The sequence below is a fragment of the Alkalibacterium sp. m-11 genome (assembly GCF_054658155.1).
The window spans coordinates 1-15,898 of sequence record NZ_BAAGIR010000045.1; the positions used below are offsets into that span (position 1 = coordinate 1).

At 42.2% G+C, this 15,898-nt stretch carries 15 protein-coding genes and 1 pseudogene; 5 read left to right on the forward strand and 11 right to left on the reverse strand.

The window, feature by feature from the left end; all coding sequences use genetic code 11:
* Positions 1-191: 191 nt before the first annotated feature.
* Positions 192-938 (forward strand): DUF4336 domain-containing protein, encoded by a 747-nt coding sequence (locus tag ACYQ2O_RS06360; RefSeq protein ID WP_346024330.1) that lies wholly within the window; start codon positions 192-194, stop codon positions 936-938.
* Between the two features lie 116 nt (positions 939-1,054).
* Here ACYQ2O_RS06360 and ACYQ2O_RS06365 read toward each other — a convergent pair whose 3' ends face one another.
* The 4 genes from ACYQ2O_RS06365 to ACYQ2O_RS06380 form a co-directional block, all read right to left on the reverse strand.
* A complete protein-coding gene (locus ACYQ2O_RS06365) occupies positions 1,055-1,273 on the reverse strand; it encodes a glycine zipper family protein (RefSeq protein ID WP_346024329.1) in 219 nt (72 codons plus the stop codon).
* A gap of 98 nt (positions 1,274-1,371) precedes the next feature.
* A complete protein-coding gene (locus tag ACYQ2O_RS06370) occupies positions 1,372-1,890 on the reverse strand; it encodes a hypothetical protein (protein WP_346024328.1) in 519 nt (172 codons plus the stop codon).
* Between the two features lies 1 nt (position 1,891).
* A complete protein-coding gene (locus ACYQ2O_RS06375) occupies positions 1,892-2,656 on the reverse strand; it encodes an SDR family NAD(P)-dependent oxidoreductase (protein ID WP_346024327.1) in 765 nt (254 codons plus the stop codon).
* A 49-nt stretch (positions 2,657-2,705) separates the two neighbouring features.
* Complete coding sequence (locus tag ACYQ2O_RS06380; RefSeq protein ID WP_346024326.1) at positions 2,706-2,861, reverse strand: hypothetical protein; 156 nt, start codon at positions 2,859-2,861, stop codon at positions 2,706-2,708.
* A gap of 301 nt (positions 2,862-3,162) precedes the next feature.
* On the opposite strand from ACYQ2O_RS06380, the pseudogene ACYQ2O_RS06385 reads away from it, so the two are divergent.
* The 4 genes and pseudogenes from ACYQ2O_RS06385 to ACYQ2O_RS06400 all read left to right on the forward strand — a co-directional run bounded on the left by ACYQ2O_RS06385 (position 3,163) and on the right by ACYQ2O_RS06400 (position 8,148).
* A pseudogene (locus ACYQ2O_RS06385) lies at positions 3,163-4,572 on the forward strand (ISLre2 family transposase).
* Between the two features lie 612 nt (positions 4,573-5,184).
* Entirely contained in the window at positions 5,185-5,565 is a 381-nt protein-coding gene (locus ACYQ2O_RS06390) for a hypothetical protein (RefSeq protein ID WP_346024324.1), read from the forward strand.
* A gap of 460 nt (positions 5,566-6,025) precedes the next feature.
* Positions 6,026-7,000 (forward strand): bile acid:sodium symporter family protein, encoded by a 975-nt coding sequence (locus tag ACYQ2O_RS06395; RefSeq protein WP_346024323.1) that lies wholly within the window; start codon positions 6,026-6,028, stop codon positions 6,998-7,000.
* A 59-nt stretch (positions 7,001-7,059) separates the two neighbouring features.
* On the forward strand, positions 7,060-8,148 hold the full coding sequence (locus ACYQ2O_RS06400; RefSeq protein WP_459796235.1) for an iron-containing alcohol dehydrogenase family protein: 1,089 nt from the start codon (positions 7,060-7,062) through the stop codon (positions 8,146-8,148).
* A gap of 224 nt (positions 8,149-8,372) precedes the next feature.
* Here the strand turns inward: ACYQ2O_RS06400 and ACYQ2O_RS06405 are convergent, their stop codons facing one another.
* From ACYQ2O_RS06405 to ACYQ2O_RS06435, 7 genes are all read right to left on the reverse strand, one after another.
* Positions 8,373-9,794 carry an SLC13 family permease gene (locus tag ACYQ2O_RS06405; RefSeq protein ID WP_459796236.1) on the reverse strand — a complete coding sequence of 474 codons (1,422 nt, stop codon included), beginning with the start codon at positions 9,792-9,794 and terminating at the stop codon, positions 8,373-8,375.
* A gap of 338 nt (positions 9,795-10,132) precedes the next feature.
* Positions 10,133-10,702 carry an NADPH-dependent FMN reductase gene (locus ACYQ2O_RS06410; protein ID WP_346024320.1) on the reverse strand — a complete coding sequence of 190 codons (570 nt, stop codon included), beginning with the start codon at positions 10,700-10,702 and terminating at the stop codon, positions 10,133-10,135.
* Between the two features lie 51 nt (positions 10,703-10,753).
* On the reverse strand, positions 10,754-11,692 hold the full coding sequence (locus ACYQ2O_RS06415) for a ring-cleaving dioxygenase (RefSeq protein ID WP_459796238.1): 939 nt from the start codon (positions 11,690-11,692) through the stop codon (positions 10,754-10,756).
* A gap of 60 nt (positions 11,693-11,752) precedes the next feature.
* The gene (locus ACYQ2O_RS06420; RefSeq protein WP_459796239.1) at positions 11,753-12,190 is read right to left on the reverse strand and encodes a MarR family winged helix-turn-helix transcriptional regulator; all 438 of its coding nucleotides are present in this window, start codon (positions 12,188-12,190) and stop codon (positions 11,753-11,755) included.
* A 258-nt stretch (positions 12,191-12,448) separates the two neighbouring features.
* A complete protein-coding gene (locus tag ACYQ2O_RS06425) occupies positions 12,449-13,219 on the reverse strand; it encodes an ABC transporter permease (RefSeq protein WP_459769081.1) in 771 nt (256 codons plus the stop codon).
* Positions 13,212-14,147 (reverse strand): ABC transporter ATP-binding protein, encoded by a 936-nt coding sequence (locus tag ACYQ2O_RS06430; RefSeq protein ID WP_459796240.1) that lies wholly within the window; start codon positions 14,145-14,147, stop codon positions 13,212-13,214. The genes ACYQ2O_RS06425 and ACYQ2O_RS06430 overlap by 8 nt, the downstream gene beginning before the upstream one ends.
* Positions 14,148-14,345: 198 nt before the next feature.
* On the reverse strand, positions 14,346-14,561 hold the full coding sequence (locus ACYQ2O_RS06435) for a hypothetical protein (RefSeq protein WP_459796241.1): 216 nt from the start codon (positions 14,559-14,561) through the stop codon (positions 14,346-14,348).
* Positions 14,562-15,898 lie beyond the last annotated feature (1,337 nt).

Sequence of the window (15,898 nt, forward strand, 5' to 3'; positions counted from 1 at the left end):
TCCAATGGGACAACTGAAGAAAATGTTTGGGTAATGAAACACACAGAATGAGCCATTTTAATATTAAAATTGAAGAGTTACCATCTCTAGAAAAAAAGTTTCCGCCAAAGTCTTGACACATACAAAATGTAATGAGACACTGTAATATTGAGCGCTTAATGATACACTGTAACCAAAAGGAGGACTCCATCATGTCGATCCCTCTATACGAACCATTGAACACACTGAAGAAAGTTGACGATAACATCTGGGTCGTGGACGCCGGACTTATCAAGATGAGCGTATCCGTACTTAAGGTCCCTTTCTCCACACGCATGACCATAGTAAAATTGGATGACGGCACGCTATGGATTCATTCGCCAGTTGCGCCTGATGAAAGTATGTTTAAAGAAATCGATGCACTAGGAAAAGTCGGACATCTCGTTTCGCCGAACAAGATCCATTATGCCTACATTGCGGACTGGAAGGCCCGCTATCCTGAAGCTAAGACGTGGGCAAGTCCCGGGGTCGATGATCGGGCAGCATCGCAGAATATTCCTGTAGCTTTTGAGTACGCTCTGGAAGACTCTGCTCCATCTGACTGGTCTGCAGACATTGACCAGCTGATTTTCAAAGGCAGCCGGGCACTTGAGGAAGTCGTCTTTTTTCATAAAGAAAGCCGAACGCTAATTTTAACTGATCTCATCGAGAATTTTGAACCTGAACGCACTGAGAGCCTAATGTGGCGATCAGTCTATAAAGCAGCTGGCATCGCTCATCCAGACGGAAAAACGCCGATCGATATGCGGATGACTTTTGCCGGACAGAAGGATCAGGCCAGAGCGTGCTACAGGCGCATGCTTGAATGGCAGCCTGAGAAAGTCATTCTTGCTCACGGGAAATGGTACGAAGAAAACGGGACAGAGGAACTGAGACGCGCCTTCAGATGGCTGGACTAAAGTAATACCAAAAAAACGGATTAATGGTCGTAAATAACCTGACCTTAATCCGTTTTTTTTGATAGCCTATTTAACTTTAATGAATCCTTAGTATTCTGTCACTGTATAAGAGGTCATCATTTCTTTTTAGATTTCTTAGACGCAGGCACCGCTGTTCCTATTGCTGCACCGATGGCTATTCCTAGACCCATTCCCAGAGCCAAATTATCAAACATAAGACCAAATGCGGCACCTAAAGCAATTCCTACACCAATACCCGCACTAATATTATCATCTGTCTCATTTTCACTATTTTCTTCGATATGTTCATCTGTATTTTTATTATTATGATCCATCCATTTAGACCTCCTTTTTCTATCGTTTGTAAGACTCGACGAATTAAGCCGGATAAAAACCTAATCTTCCAGTAAATTATTCGCAAAAATCGTCTTCCTTACTCAATGTTTAACGTGAAGGCATAGCTCGCAGTACCTTCCTGCCAATTAGCCAGGACTTCATAAATGACCGTTCCTTCATTCGTCAGGAGGACCTCTTCCGATTCACTGATTACTGTGTTGTCTTCTTCCCATACTTTGACTGTATAGCTGTCCGGTTCAATTTCAAAATCCAATTCGATCGAGGTGTCTCCAGTAACTTCAAGTGCTGTCATATTACCGACCAGTTCCGGCGGAGCAGCAGATTCGGCTTCTATAGCCGTCATAGTACCTTCTTCATTGTCGATGCTCCAGCTATACGTTCCAACTACTGCGTCGACCGACTCGTCACCTGCCACAACCGTGAGTGCCGGCGGCTCGAGAATCTCGTCATTTGTGCTGCCACTGTCCTGAGTATCTATATTTCCGGTCGTTTCTGTCTCCTCACTATCTGTGAGATCGTCATTCTCAGTATCGGTGCATCCCGCGAGTATCAACAGTGCTGACATCAGGATTGATACGAGCCATTTATTAGTCATGTCAGTCCTCCTCATATCGCCAGCCATGTTCCTCATGGTAAATCATCTGCCTGGACATTCCCCCGTCAATGATGAATTCCTGTCCGGTAATGAATCCGGACTGCTTATCATTCAATAGAAAGCGAACCATCTGCACGATATCTTCCGGCTGTCCAACTCTGCCGACTAAATGCTGGCTAGCATCCTGATCAGTCAGTTCAACTTCTTCCTCTGAATGTTGAAAAGCACTCGTATCAATCCATCCGGGACTGATTGTATTGACTCGAGCCTTTTTTCCTAGACTGTTGGCCATCGCATGAGTCAGAGAGAGCAGCGCCCCTTTTGAACTGCTGTAACTTTCATTGTCTGCCATGCTTTGTCTATTGCGCGTAGACGACATGAGAATGATACTTGCTTTATCGGAAAATAATTCGGCTAAATGCTGAGTCAGGAAATAGGCCGACCCGACATTGACTTTCAAAACATCCATGAAGTCCTCATAGCTTGCTTTAGAAACAAGTCCTCCTTTGTTTATTGCCGCATTATGAATGAGCCCGTCAATGGTATCGGTTCGGTCCCTAATGAACTGGATGAACCCCTTTAGCTGTGACTTGTCAGCCAAACTTCCATAATACATGTGCAGGTTCTTTGAGGACGATTTACTTTCAAGTGCTTTTCCTGCTTTTTCGTCCTGATCGATGACGAAAAGCTCAGCCTCATTAATCAAACGCTCGACAATTGCCCTTCCAATTCCATTTGCTCCACCGGTTAATACGATTTTTTTCATATATTTACGCTCCTGACTCTGGACAGTTATTCATCCATGTTTGCTGACACTAATTTTCTTCATCATCTACTTGAATCACGTAATCTTCATAGCTGCGAATATCTATCAGCTCAATACTCCACAGCCCTTCAACATCATCGTATATGATCGAACGTAAGGACAATGATTCCGTTTCAAAACTTTCTTCTGATAATGCGCTATGCAAAGCTTCTGATTCAAAAAGTGGGCTCCTTCAGGAACTGAACTTTCAAACACATCTAATTGCCCCATTTCTGTTTGAGCAGGATAAGACTCTGCGACCCATCCTTCCAAGTATTAGCTGCTTTATTATAGTCATAGTATCATAGTTGTCTTCCGTAATATCTATTATATAGATGAAAAAGGTCGTTCCAAGCCTTTATCTATGTGTAAAATAAATGTCGGAAGAGGGAAAATCCGACCTAGACAAAAAGAAAGAAGACCCTTAATCTAGAGATAACGACAACGCTAGAGAAAGAGGTCTTCTTATGAATGAAATTATAACAGAAATCATCGAAACGATAAAGGATTCTTCCACATTATTAGAAGGAGAATTAGCCCTAGAAAAACTTTTACAACAGGTGAATCAACAATTGCTTAACGCAGCCTTTAAACAGATTGATTTAGAACTGCTTCCGAAATATAAAGAGCAGGGATATGAAATTGATAGTGTACCTAAGCGTACACTTCACATGACCGTTGGTCCTGTAGAGATTGCAAGACATCGTATGCGAAAAGAAGGCGAAAAAAGTGTCATTCCTTTTGATCAAGCTATCGGCCTAGAGCCACGTAAACGTCACTCTCCTCTTGTCGAAATGAAAGCAGCTCAAATAGCTTCTGATGGAACTTATCGCAAAGCCGAAGAAGCGATTAATCTGCTTACGCCGTTTTCATTGAGCCATACGACTATACATAAGATGACTCAAAAAATAGGTACAACTATTCAAGATTGGACGGATACGGCCCCTCTTCAAGACGAAACGGCTTAAAAGGACAAGACAAAGACGCCAGTACTGTTTATCGAAGGTGATGGTTTAATGCTCACTAAAGGTAAAGAAAAGAAACGTCCTGAAATTCATCGTGTTCAGTTCCATGAAGGTGTTGAGTATAAAGGAAAACAGAAAAGGCCTGTTTTAATTAATTCGAGAATGTTCGAGAGCACTATATCGAGTTCTGAAGCATTTAAACGCGCAAGTCTATGGCTGGAATCAATCTATGACTTACGGGAAACGATTGTCATCTCTAACAGTGATGGAGGTAGTGGTTACGATAAAGATAAATTCTATCGAATTATCGGAAAATGCCAGCGTCATGAGCATTTTAGAGATGCCTATCATGTCAATGAAAAAATCAAACAACGGATGTATTTTGATAAAAAAATGGAAGAAAAGATGAGGAAAGCTGTGCGTACATACAATCTGGATCTGGTTGAAGCGATTATAGCGACGACTGAGAGTCGAGTCAAAGGCAACGATGAAAAAGCAACGGAATATAAAGAAGAACTTTCAAGATTAAAAGCCTACCTATATAGAAATTGGGACAGTCTTAAACCCTTAAAAATGAGAAACTTACCTGTAAACAGAGGACTAGGTGTATGTGAGAGTAATCATCGCCCTTATAGTTATCGCATGAAACGGCAAGGCCGAGGGTTTTCAGCTAAAGGTGCTGGAAATGTCGCAGCGATCATTTCTGCACGAAAGAATGGAACGTTTCTCCGAGCGCTAACCGAAAAGCTTCCCGAACTATTAACGGAACTCCGACCGGAGTTCAAAGGCGCTGTACGAGCAGCTTTGAAGAAGAGCAAGACAAAACCATCAATCGGTGTAAAAATTGGGAGTATAGCTAATTACAGCTCTTCATCAAGTCCTATAGGACAATTGCAAAAAATGTTTAGTTAGAACCCTCTTTCTCAATCGTTTTGGGAGCTCAAAGAGCGATAAAGCGATTGAGAAAGAGAAAAAATAAAAACAGCGTTTCAGATTTCTAGAATAAATTTCCGAGATTAACTTTACACATACCTTTATACTTTCATCTATTAAGGTACTTAGTATGATATACTCCACTTATTCAATTGATAATTTTCACTAATATTACAACATTATTGAAAGAGAGCGTGACTGAATTGAAAAAAATATTATTAACTTCCTTCCTCACCTTAGTTTTAGCTTCCTGCGGGACACCTGAATCAGGCAGTGAACTACCCACCACTTAAATCCTCCGGATTTTGAAGTGGGGGCTTCCTACGAACTCCATTCTTGTCTGCACAGGTTTCATGCAGACAGAGGAATCGGATATGGGTAGGCTCAAAAGGCAGTCCCTGCCTCATAGGTTTTCTTTTACTTGGCTAACGCCAAGGAATACTCAGTAGGCTTGGTTGTCGCCTATATAGACTTGGTTATCGTCTATATATAAAGTATACCAAATGAGAATGACATTAACCACTTCAAGCTATCGCTTGACCGAAATTCATCTCCCACTTTCACTGGTGCTTCGCACCCATACGCTTAGAAGTGGGAGACTTCTTTCGGAATTACGTTAAAGAAGTAGACTCTGTCCCTGAGGAAATCCATGGACTGCTGAACGACTTTCCCAACGCTGTTTTCCAATTAAGTCCTGCAGATTTAAGACTTGTTTCCTTTAATGATGGTGACAATGGATCATATATCGTCTTCCACTCCAGTGGAGAAGTAGAAGCACATACTGAATCAGAAGATAGTACTTTGGTCATTCATTTGACTGAAACTGAAACAGATGGGGTGATAATTAATCAGTTTACCTACTACTTAACGACGGGTGAAGAACACGATACTATTCAAGTAAGAGTCAACGATGAACCGATTCCTTTTGACCTCAGGGTAGCAATGCAACAGGTTAGGAGACCTCTGTTCTAATAATGCTATAGACCGGAATGTTTTAAAGCATTACTAAGTCTGACATTAAAATATTACACTCTAAACCCCTATAAAACGCTTTCAGTAACTATTTGACTAAATTTAACAAAAGATTAGATTTTGTGCTTGTTTTCTCATTTGTTTCTCTTTATTATTTAACCTAATCACTTATCAAACAGTAATTTCGCTTTAAGGAAGGACAAACTCATGACTAGACAATCTTACTCAAGTTTAATTATCATTATTAGGTTCAGGGCTTAACACTGTATTTTTCTTACAGCTGTTCAAGTCCTATTCATGGTTGTTTATGAATGGGACTTAGGCCTCCCATTCTTTGTTTATAGAATGGGAGGCCTTTTTCTATTCCAGTTGGCTGTTTGACAATTTTTTCAGGAAGGAGAATCTACCCGTGTCGACCGTTCGTTAATTTATTATCTACTTAGAAAAGGGGAATGATTTCATGCAAGTCTTTAAAAAGGTTAATCAGACGTTTACTCAGTACTTATCTTTCATTGTTGTAGGTGTAGCTATTATCTCTCTCGCTCTGCCCTCTAGTTTCTTATGGGCAGCAGGGTTCTCAACAAATATTCTGCAGTTTATCATGTTTACTATGGGACTGACAATGAAGCCAGCTGACTTCAGTGAAGTAATGAAGAAACCATGGCAAGTTTTCATCGTTGTTTTGGCACAATACTTGTTCATGCCTCTTTCAGCCTTTGCGTTATCACAACTATTCCAGTTACCCTCCGAAGTGGCACTTGGTCTGATCTTGGTTGGTTGTGTCCCTGGCGGAACATCTTCCAATGTCATCGCTTATCTGGCTAACGGAGACCTTCCTTTATCAATAAGTGCAACATCTGTTTCGACACTGATTGCCCCTTTCTTGACACCCGTCATGTTGTCTTTGTATGGTGGCGCATATCTGAATGTAGATTTCTGGACGATGTTCTTATCTATCGTGCAGGTTGTTTTGGTCCCTGTCGTAACGGGCTTGCTGATTAGCCTGTTTTTAGGAAATAAAACTCAGAAAGCAGAAGCTGTCCTACCTACACTGTCATCTCTTGCAGTCCTTCTAGTTTTAGGGGCAACAGTTGCGGTGAACCAATCCAACTTATTAAGTACAGGTCCAGTCATTTTCCTAGTCGTCTGGTTACACAACATGAGCGGATACGGCATTAGTTCCCTGGTTTGCGGCTTATTGAAACGAGGAAAAGCTACTACCCGATCTATTGCTATCGAAGTAGGCATACAGAATACTGGTCTGGCCGCAAGCTTAGGATTGGCGCACTTCAGCCCAGTCACTGCATTAGCCGCAGCTGCAGGAGCTATTGTTCATACTCTATTTGGAACGATTTATGCCAGCCTCTGCAGACGTAAAGACAGTAAAGAACTTAATGTATCTAAAGCTTCAGCCGGCGAACCCGTGCAGGCCTGACGAAGCACATATACAATTCATTTTTGAAGGGACACACTTTATAGAAAGTAGGAGAAAATATGAAACTTAGCCAAACAGTTAGAAGCGGACCAGACCAGTATATTTGCGAGGCACATGCCCTGTCGTATTTAGACCAGAAACTCGAAAGATTCGATTCCCCGGTTGTCATTACCGGTAAAAAGTCTTATGATGCCTTTCTCAAGCACTATAACGGTGAGTCGTCGTTTGAGGTCCTGAGATATGATGGCTCTGCATCCAATGAAGATGTGAAGCGACTAGCCAGTCTTGCCCCTCATGCAGATTGTGTCATAGGTATCGGTGGGGGCCGCGTTCTAGATACAGCTAAAGGCACTGCCGAGCTGCTTGGCAAAGCATCGATCATGATTCCTACTGTTCTGGGTACTTGTGCTGCTTATACCCCTTTATCAGCTGTATATCATCCGGATCATACGTTCAAAACTGTCGATTATTATACACAGTCAGCCTTTCTCTGTCTGATGGATCTCTCTCTTTTGGTCGAATCACCAAAAAAATATTTGCAGGGAGGAATCGGAGATACGCTGGCTAAATGGTACGAGGCTGAAGGCATCACAAGCAATATGACTGGTGACCTGCCTGTAATGGTTTCAGTAGGCCTCCAGACAGCAAAAGTTACGAGAGAAGTTCTCCTTAAAGATAGTCAAGAAGCTCTAGAAAGCATGGACCGAGGTAAGATAACTCCTGCTTTTACCCGCGTTGTCGAAGCTGTTGTTGCTATCGCTGGTACGGTCGGAGGCTTTGCCGGGGAATATGGACGAATGGCAGGAGCTCATGCTGTTCACAACGGTATGTCGCTTGTCCGTGAAACACATGTGTATGAACATGGAGTAAAAGTGGCTTACGGAATACTCGTTCAACTGGCTGCCGCTGGTAATATAGACGAGGTTAACAACCTCCAATCCTTCTATGAAGAGAACGGGTTCCCTCATACCCTGTCAGCGTTCGGTGTTCATGAAGACTTAGAAGAAAAAATGTGGCAGATTGCCTGTTTTGCTGCATCAGATAAGGAAACTTTTACTCTAGCGGTCCCAGATGCTACACCTCATACCGTCTATGAGTCGATGAAGACACTGGAATCTATGTCTCGCATGCCTCTATTGACCAAGTAAATGATTTAGACTGCACTCTTTCGTTTACCTAGCTGAACACAACTAAGGTTCTGACACGATAAAAGCAGTAAAAAGCCGTCTACTATAGATGGTTTTTTACTGCTTTCTTTTAAATAAGTAATGAATCATAATTCCATTAAAAAAGCCGCTGAATCAAAGCTGATTTCTCCTTGACCCCACGGCATATCTAATTTGACACGTATTACTTAGAATTTCAATCGGAACTAATAACTTAAAAATATCGGCTGAAGAACATAGACGGCAAAGACGATGACAATGAGTCCGGCCATATTCATCCAGAATCCGGCTTTCATCATGTCTTCGATATCCAGGATATCTGCACCAAACACTGCTGCATTCGGCGGTGTGGAGATTGGCAGCATAAATGCGCAGGATGATGCCAGAGCGACGACCGCCATGATCCCATAAGGTTCTACGCCTATTCCGGCAGCAAGCCCGACACTGATCGGCATCAGCATATTGGATACCGCTGTGTTCGACATGATCTCAGTCATGAAGAGAACGGTGGCGGTTAGAATGATCAGAATCAATAGATAGTTGAAGCGGTCCAGGTTCGACAAGATATCTCCGAACCAGACAGTCAGGCCGGATGACTCAAAAGCTGCGGCGAGTGACAAACCACCACCGAATAATAGAAGCAGTCCCCATGACAAGCCCTTCATGTCAAACCAGTTCAGGAGCCTGCCACCCTTTGTATTAGGAATGACGAACAAGGTTGTGGCCCCAAGCATCGAAATAGTTGTGTCTGACAATTCAAACGGTAGAAAGCCACCAAAAATCCATAGCAGGCCAGTCAGTGAAAAAATCGTCAGGACAAATTTTTCTTCAGTCGACATCGGTCCTAATTCTTTCAACTGCTCTCTGGCAAATTCGGAAGAAATATCCCCTTCATCCGTCACTTTAAATTTGATTTTAGTAATATAAATGTATAGTACGACTAGCAAAATCACTGTCACGATAATCCCAAACGTGAACCAGTCGGCGAAGGTGATTTCCTGGCCGAGCATATTAGAGGCAACTGCTACAAAGGTTGCATTCGGTACCGATCCGACAATTGTTGCTAGACCGCCGATCGATGCAGAATAAGCGACAGTCAGCAGCAGACCTTTGGCAAACTTCTGAAACGAGTCTTCTTTGAGAAACGCGTTATCTTTGATTTCCTTGATCAATGCCAGAGCGATCGGCAGCATCATCAAGGCCGTTGCGGCATTCGAAATCCACATCGACAGAAATGCCGTAGCTAGCCCGACACCCATGGTGATCCGACTGCTACTTGTACCCAGTAAAGCAATGATAGTCATTGCGATCCGCTTATGCAGGTTCCATTTCTCAATCCCTAAAGCAATTGTAAATCCACCCATATACATAAAGACGATGGGGTTTCCATATGCCATTGTTGCAGTGGCCTGATCTGTTCCTCCGGCTAAAGGCAGAAGGAAAATTGGAAGCAGTGACGTGGCCGGAATCGGCAAGGCTTCCGTAATCCACCAGGTTGCTACCCATGTGGTAACTGCCAGAACTGCCCTCGGACTGGCATCCAGTCCTGTCAGGGCGGGTATAAAGTTTATGATTGCAAACAGGAGGGGCCCCAGACCCATCCCAATCTTTCTGAAGTCAATTCTCATGTTCAGCTCTCTCCTTAAATAATGTCTAAGCGGCATCCCCCAATGCCTACTATATAATGCAAAACGTCCAACTTAATGCACGTAGTATTTAATCATAGCGGAATCTGAACTTCAGGAATAGCGAACACAAATAAAATCTTCATTATGGGTATCATGTTCAAAACATTATAAAGTTTCAAATGTAAAAACTTTATAATATTTTGCCCCTTCTTCGTGTCACCTCTGTTATTTATTCTGGCTGATGTTTAATAGGACACTACTCTCACCTTAGCAACTTATATTAGCTAAACAGAAAAAAGCAGATCAGCGAATATAATCTGACCTGCTTCTTCATTAATTTATTTTTCTTCTGTGTCTTCTTTCACTCTCAATGGTTTTAAAGCACCGCTCCATGCATTGACCTGATCAAGCATGGCATGCACGTTGCTCAGATGAAGTTCAGCTGGTTTAAATGTTGTAAAGTTCTCGAAGTCCGTAAACAGAGATAGGGTCGGGTGAACCCGAACATCAGCAATTTTCAATTCAGCCATGACGCCACGCAAGTGCTCTGATGCTCGTGCGCCACCAGTCGATCCATAACTGACTATCCCTGCCGCTTTATCGTGCCATTCCTCTCTCAAGTGGTCTATCGCATTTTTCAGTACGCCAGAGAAGCTGTGATTGTATTCCTGAACGATAAAGACATAGCCATCCAGTTCACTAATTTTCTTCTGCCAAGCAGCGATTCCCGGCTCAGTTCCGTCGGTAGTTCCCAGAAACGGGAGCTGATAATCAAGAATATCTACGATCTCATAATTTGCATCGCCACGTTCATCTGCGATTTCTTTAACCCAGTTACCCACCTGTGGGCTGACTCGTCCATTTCGTGTACTACCTAAAATAATACCGATGTTTAGTTTTTCTGTCATGTTTTTTTATCTCCTTTTCTATTCCGTAGTTAATTTTTAATTTAATTTAATCTAATCTAACGGGGTCAAGTTGCTTTCAATTTCCTCGCGTCTGTCTTCCAAAAATGGCGGGAGAACGAGGCGCTCACCTAATTCATCACTGCTCTGATCCACTGTGAATCCCGGTTTATCTGTCGCAATTTCAAACAGGATACCGTTGGACTCCCTGAAATAGAGACTCTGGAAGTAATAGCGGTCAACCAGACCGGACGAGGCAAAATGGTTAGTTTTCGCCAAATCATCCCAATAGTTCAGCTCGGATTCTTCACTGACTCGAATGGCCAGATGGTGAATGCTTCCTCTTCCAGGGCGTTCATCAGGCCCTTCTAAGTGCTTGACCAGAATTTCTCCATAACTGTCTCCCTTTTGGGTCTGATAAAGCGTGTCAGTGTGTTCCTGATAAATGGGAGAATAACCCATCAGTTCAGTCAGTGTGTGGGCAAATTTTTCACTGTCTCGTACCGTTATTTCGATCGGTCCCATGCCTCGGATCTGATGATCTTCAGGCACCTCTGACTGAGGGTAGCTTTGCCAGTGAGACATTTCTTCACCGTTCGCTACGAGTAAAACAAGCTGCAGGCCATACGGATCTTCAAATTTAATGCCCTGACGTCTGGCGTAAGTTGTAATACTGCCGTGGTATACGTCCAGCTCCTCAAAGCGCGCTTTCCAGTAATTCAGACTTTCTTCTGTCGGCACCATCAAACCTATGCGGGTAATGGCATTCGTTCCCCTGTGCGTACGCCCAATTTTCGGCATTTCAAAGAAAGTAAGGCCTGTTCCCGGACTCCCAGTCTTGTCTCCGTAAAATAAGTGATACATGGTCGGGTCGTCTTGATTGACGGTAACTTTTACCCGGCGCAGTCCCAAGATATTTTTGTAAAAATGATCCGTCTCTTTTGCATTCTTCACCAGCATGGAAATATGGTGATGTCCTAAAATTGTTGACATGTGTTTCCCTCCTGTAATCTTTATTTGACTAGTCAATTGATCAAGTAAAAAAATCGGGCACTACTGGCCCAGTTCTTTTTCTGTGTGTCGTTGGACTTTCGTCATCAATTTATATAAAGTCTTCTGTTCTTCTCTGGACAGGCAGTCCTCCATCAGCGATGTCTGAAATGCCAGCTGGTGTTCGAACACACTTTCCAGTTTCGCTTCGCCTTTATCAGTCAGGCTGATCCACTTTGTCTTCCATTCACTGGTCCGCTGGATATATCCGTCCCGCTCCAGTCTACTCAGCATCCTCGAAATGCCACCGGCTGAAATCGTAATCTTCTCGGCCAGTTCACTTTGGGACAAAGGCTGATAGGTGCCAATCTGATTCAGTACATCGAACTGAGCGGCCGTGATGTCGAAGCGTTTCAGAAAGTCGTTGGACAGCAGTGCACTTTGATGTGTGAATCGTGTGATGCGAACCCAGATCAGTGACGCTAACGTATTTCGTTTCACCGGTATCATTCCTTTCTATACCATCAGTTTACATGTCAACTGATTAAAAAGCAAGCCTTTTATCTTATTTTTTGTAAGCAATATTTATAGAAACACAGACAGTACTATTATTGAGCTGTCACACTAAAACCTGGAACGACTAAAAAATATTTTTACTCCTATATAAAAAACCTGTCGGAATCAGTTGAATAAACTAATTACGACAGGCTAGAGTTTGATTTTTTTATGGCAATGTCTTCCTGAATAGTAAGATTATAATTAACTTCGAAGTCCTCGGCCTTTTTCAATCAGATACCAGTCGATCGAGTATAGAACGATGATGAACAGGATCAGAATGAGGACAGAGAAAACGATTGGTACATCGATGACACCTAGGAAGCCGAAGCGGAAACCAGAAATCATGTAGACGATCGGGTTCACGCGGGAAACGGCTTGCCAGAATGGCGGCAGCATCGAAATCGCATAGAATACCCCTCCCAGATAAGTCAGCGGCTGTAAGACGAATGTCGGAACTATCGACACATCATCAAAGGACTGTGCGAAGATCCCGTTCAGAAGTCCAGCCAGTGAAAAGAGAATAGATGTCATTAGAAGGGTCAGAATGACTACACTCCAGGAGTAGACTTGCAGCGGCACGAAGAACAGAGAAATGATCGTGACAAGTGCTCCTACAAGAATACTTCTTCCCAGCCCCCCTATAACAAATCCCCACATAATGATATGCGTCGGAACAGGTGCAATTAAAAGTTCTTCAATATTCTTCTGAAATTTTTGAGAAAAGAAGGACGACGAGACATTTGAATAGGAACTCGTAATGACCGACATCATGATCAGTCCGGGAACGATGAACTCCATATAGGAGAAACCTTCCATTTCACCAATTCGTCCACCGATCAGATTTCCGAAAATAACGAAATACAAAGAAGTCGTGATGACTGGTGGAACCAAGGTCTGGATCCAAATTCTAAGGTAGCGGTTCGTCTCCTTGACCGCCAGACTTTTTAACGCTGTAAAATAAAGACTAAACATGTGCATCCTCCACTACGTGTTTTTCTTCCGTAATTTTCAGGAAGAGTTCTTCTAGACGATTCGATTTGTTTCTCATGGACAGAACTTTGATCCCCTGTTCGGTCAGCTGACTGAACACCTCGTTGATGCCCTGGTCCCGGGCAACTTCTACTGCCAATGTCGAATCTTCGATCATTTCAAAGTCGAAACCAGTAATGACTGGCTGTCTGTCTGATGAATCGAGATCCAGAATAAAGGTTTCAAATTGAAGTTTCGCCAGAAGAGACTTCATGCTCGTATTTTCAATCAGTTCCCCTTTTTGAATGATCCCGATATTGCGGCAGAGCATTTCCGCTTCTTCCAGATAGTGGGTGGTCAGGATAATGGTAGTCCCTTTGGCATTCAATTCTTTCAGGAAGGTCCACATCTCGCGGCGCAGCTCTATATCCACACCGGCAGTCGGCTCATCCAGAATCAGCAGTTTCGGCTCATGCATCAAAGCACGGGCGATCATCAGACGTCGTTTCATTCCCCCGGACAGCATACGAGCACGGACGTCTCTCTTTTCCCAGAGATCAGACTGCTTAAGATACTTCTCACTTCGCTCAAGGGCCTCTTTACGGGAAACCCCGTAGTAACCGGCTTGATTCACGACAATCTGCTGGACGGTTTCAAACGGATTGAAGTTGAATTCCTGAGGAACCAGCCCGATCTGTCTTTTGACCTGCATCAGCTGCGTGTCCAGATCATAATCAAAGACTTTTACTTTTCCTGAAGTCTTATTCACTAAAGACGTGACGATACCGATCGTCGTAGATTTCCCGGCTCCATTCGGTCCAAGAAGGGCATAAAAATCTCCTTCTTCAACAGTCAGATCAATGCCGCGCAGAGCTTCCACGCCTCCTGCATAGACCTTCTTCAAGCCTTCTATTTCAAGTGCATATGTCATTGCTTAACGATCTCCTTATCTATTGATTCTATAATGTAATCCGGCAGAACTTTAAAAAATTATACTTCACTGTATGATAAAAAAGCCCAACTGGAACAGTTTAATGTAAACTGACGCAAAAAACCAGACCTTCGTCTTTACCGAAGGTCCAGTTCCGATTCTCACATCATATATTATACGCTTTATCCTCTTTCTGTTCTACTCCAAGATCAGTGAAAATGCATAACTTGCTTCTCCCTGTTCCCACTCTGCCTGGACTTCGTAAACGACTTCCCCTTGAGCGGACAAATCAATGTCCGACGACGATCCGGTGGTGGTCGTTTCATCTTCCCAGATCCGGATCGAATAATCGTCAGGCTCCTCTTCAAAGTCAAAGGTGACAGACGTATCGGCTGTCGCTATCACTGGATCCATAGTTCTAACCAGTTCCGTCGGGGCATCTATATATTTATACTTGAAAAAGATGTGTTGAAGTAAGTTTAGTTTACCGCTTCATTCTCTTTTATGCATTATCTAATCTCATTTAATCTTCTAAAAACGTAGCCGACGAATAATAGTTCCCTTACTTCTAGTATATTTTCCCATATGTCAAAAAAAGAAGCCTCATAAAGAGAACTTCCTTTTATGTAGATCCTATTGGGTCTTTCCTTCATATATTGTCTAAAAATAAAACTTATATTATTAGGAAATCAAAACAAATTTGGAACAAACCACTGTATCAAACCTACAAGCATCAAAAAAATAATAATGATAGCTATCCCGTATATAATTTTATGCGTTCTCTTCATAGCTAATCCCTTCTCCAAGCATTTCTCATCAATGATCCATTTTCGTTATATGCAATGTGTCCTCTTAGCGTTCCAATTTGTTGTGATAAACCTTTAATTGGTCCTATACTATAATGAAAACTAGCTTCCGCATTTGCTCTATTATTTGACACATACGCATTTAAACTCGTTTGTCCAGTTTGAACCATTGGGTTTAATCTTCTCTCTACTGTTGCAGAGCGAGACAGTATTCTATTTACTCTACTTTCAACTACTTCGCATCTCAGGGATATCCTTTATCCTGTGACTGTAATACCCAGTATAGTCATATTATAATCTCTGTACCTACTATATGTCCTAGTATTGCTCAAAAGAGAATAAGTATTAGTACTGAGCTCATTACTATATTGCTCAACCCCTTCAACAATCTCCCAATTTTCATCATTCATATAAGTTTCTGGATCACTTATAATTTTTACAAATTCTTTTTGTTCTTCTTCACTTAACTCATTAAACTCTTTATAGACTTCAAGGTCATTTTCTAATAAGAAATCCTTGTAGTCCTATACAGTTAAATTGTGTGCAATATTTTCTTCTGCGTGTACATTACTTGTTCCAACCAATGAGCTTATTAGTATAAGAGCAACTATCAGTAATAACCCAAGTATTTTTTTCTTCATTTCTCTAACCTCCACTATTTTTTTATCTCTACGGTTAAATTCACAGAGAAGTTATTAGTATTCTATGCCTCCTTTAAATCAACTATACTATTTTATGTTTTTTTTAAAAGTAACGAGATGTTTCCCCCTAGAAACACCCTGTTACTTTTGTTGAAACAAGGTCCAGTAAGTATAGATCTCAAGTTTCGCACCCTGATCAAACCTTGGAAAGCCTATCGGCTTAAGGTTAATCAACTAAATCAAACAGTGATGTGTGACGGATTGGACTCACTTCCAGCTAAAATTTCTTTAAATGAAGTCGGTA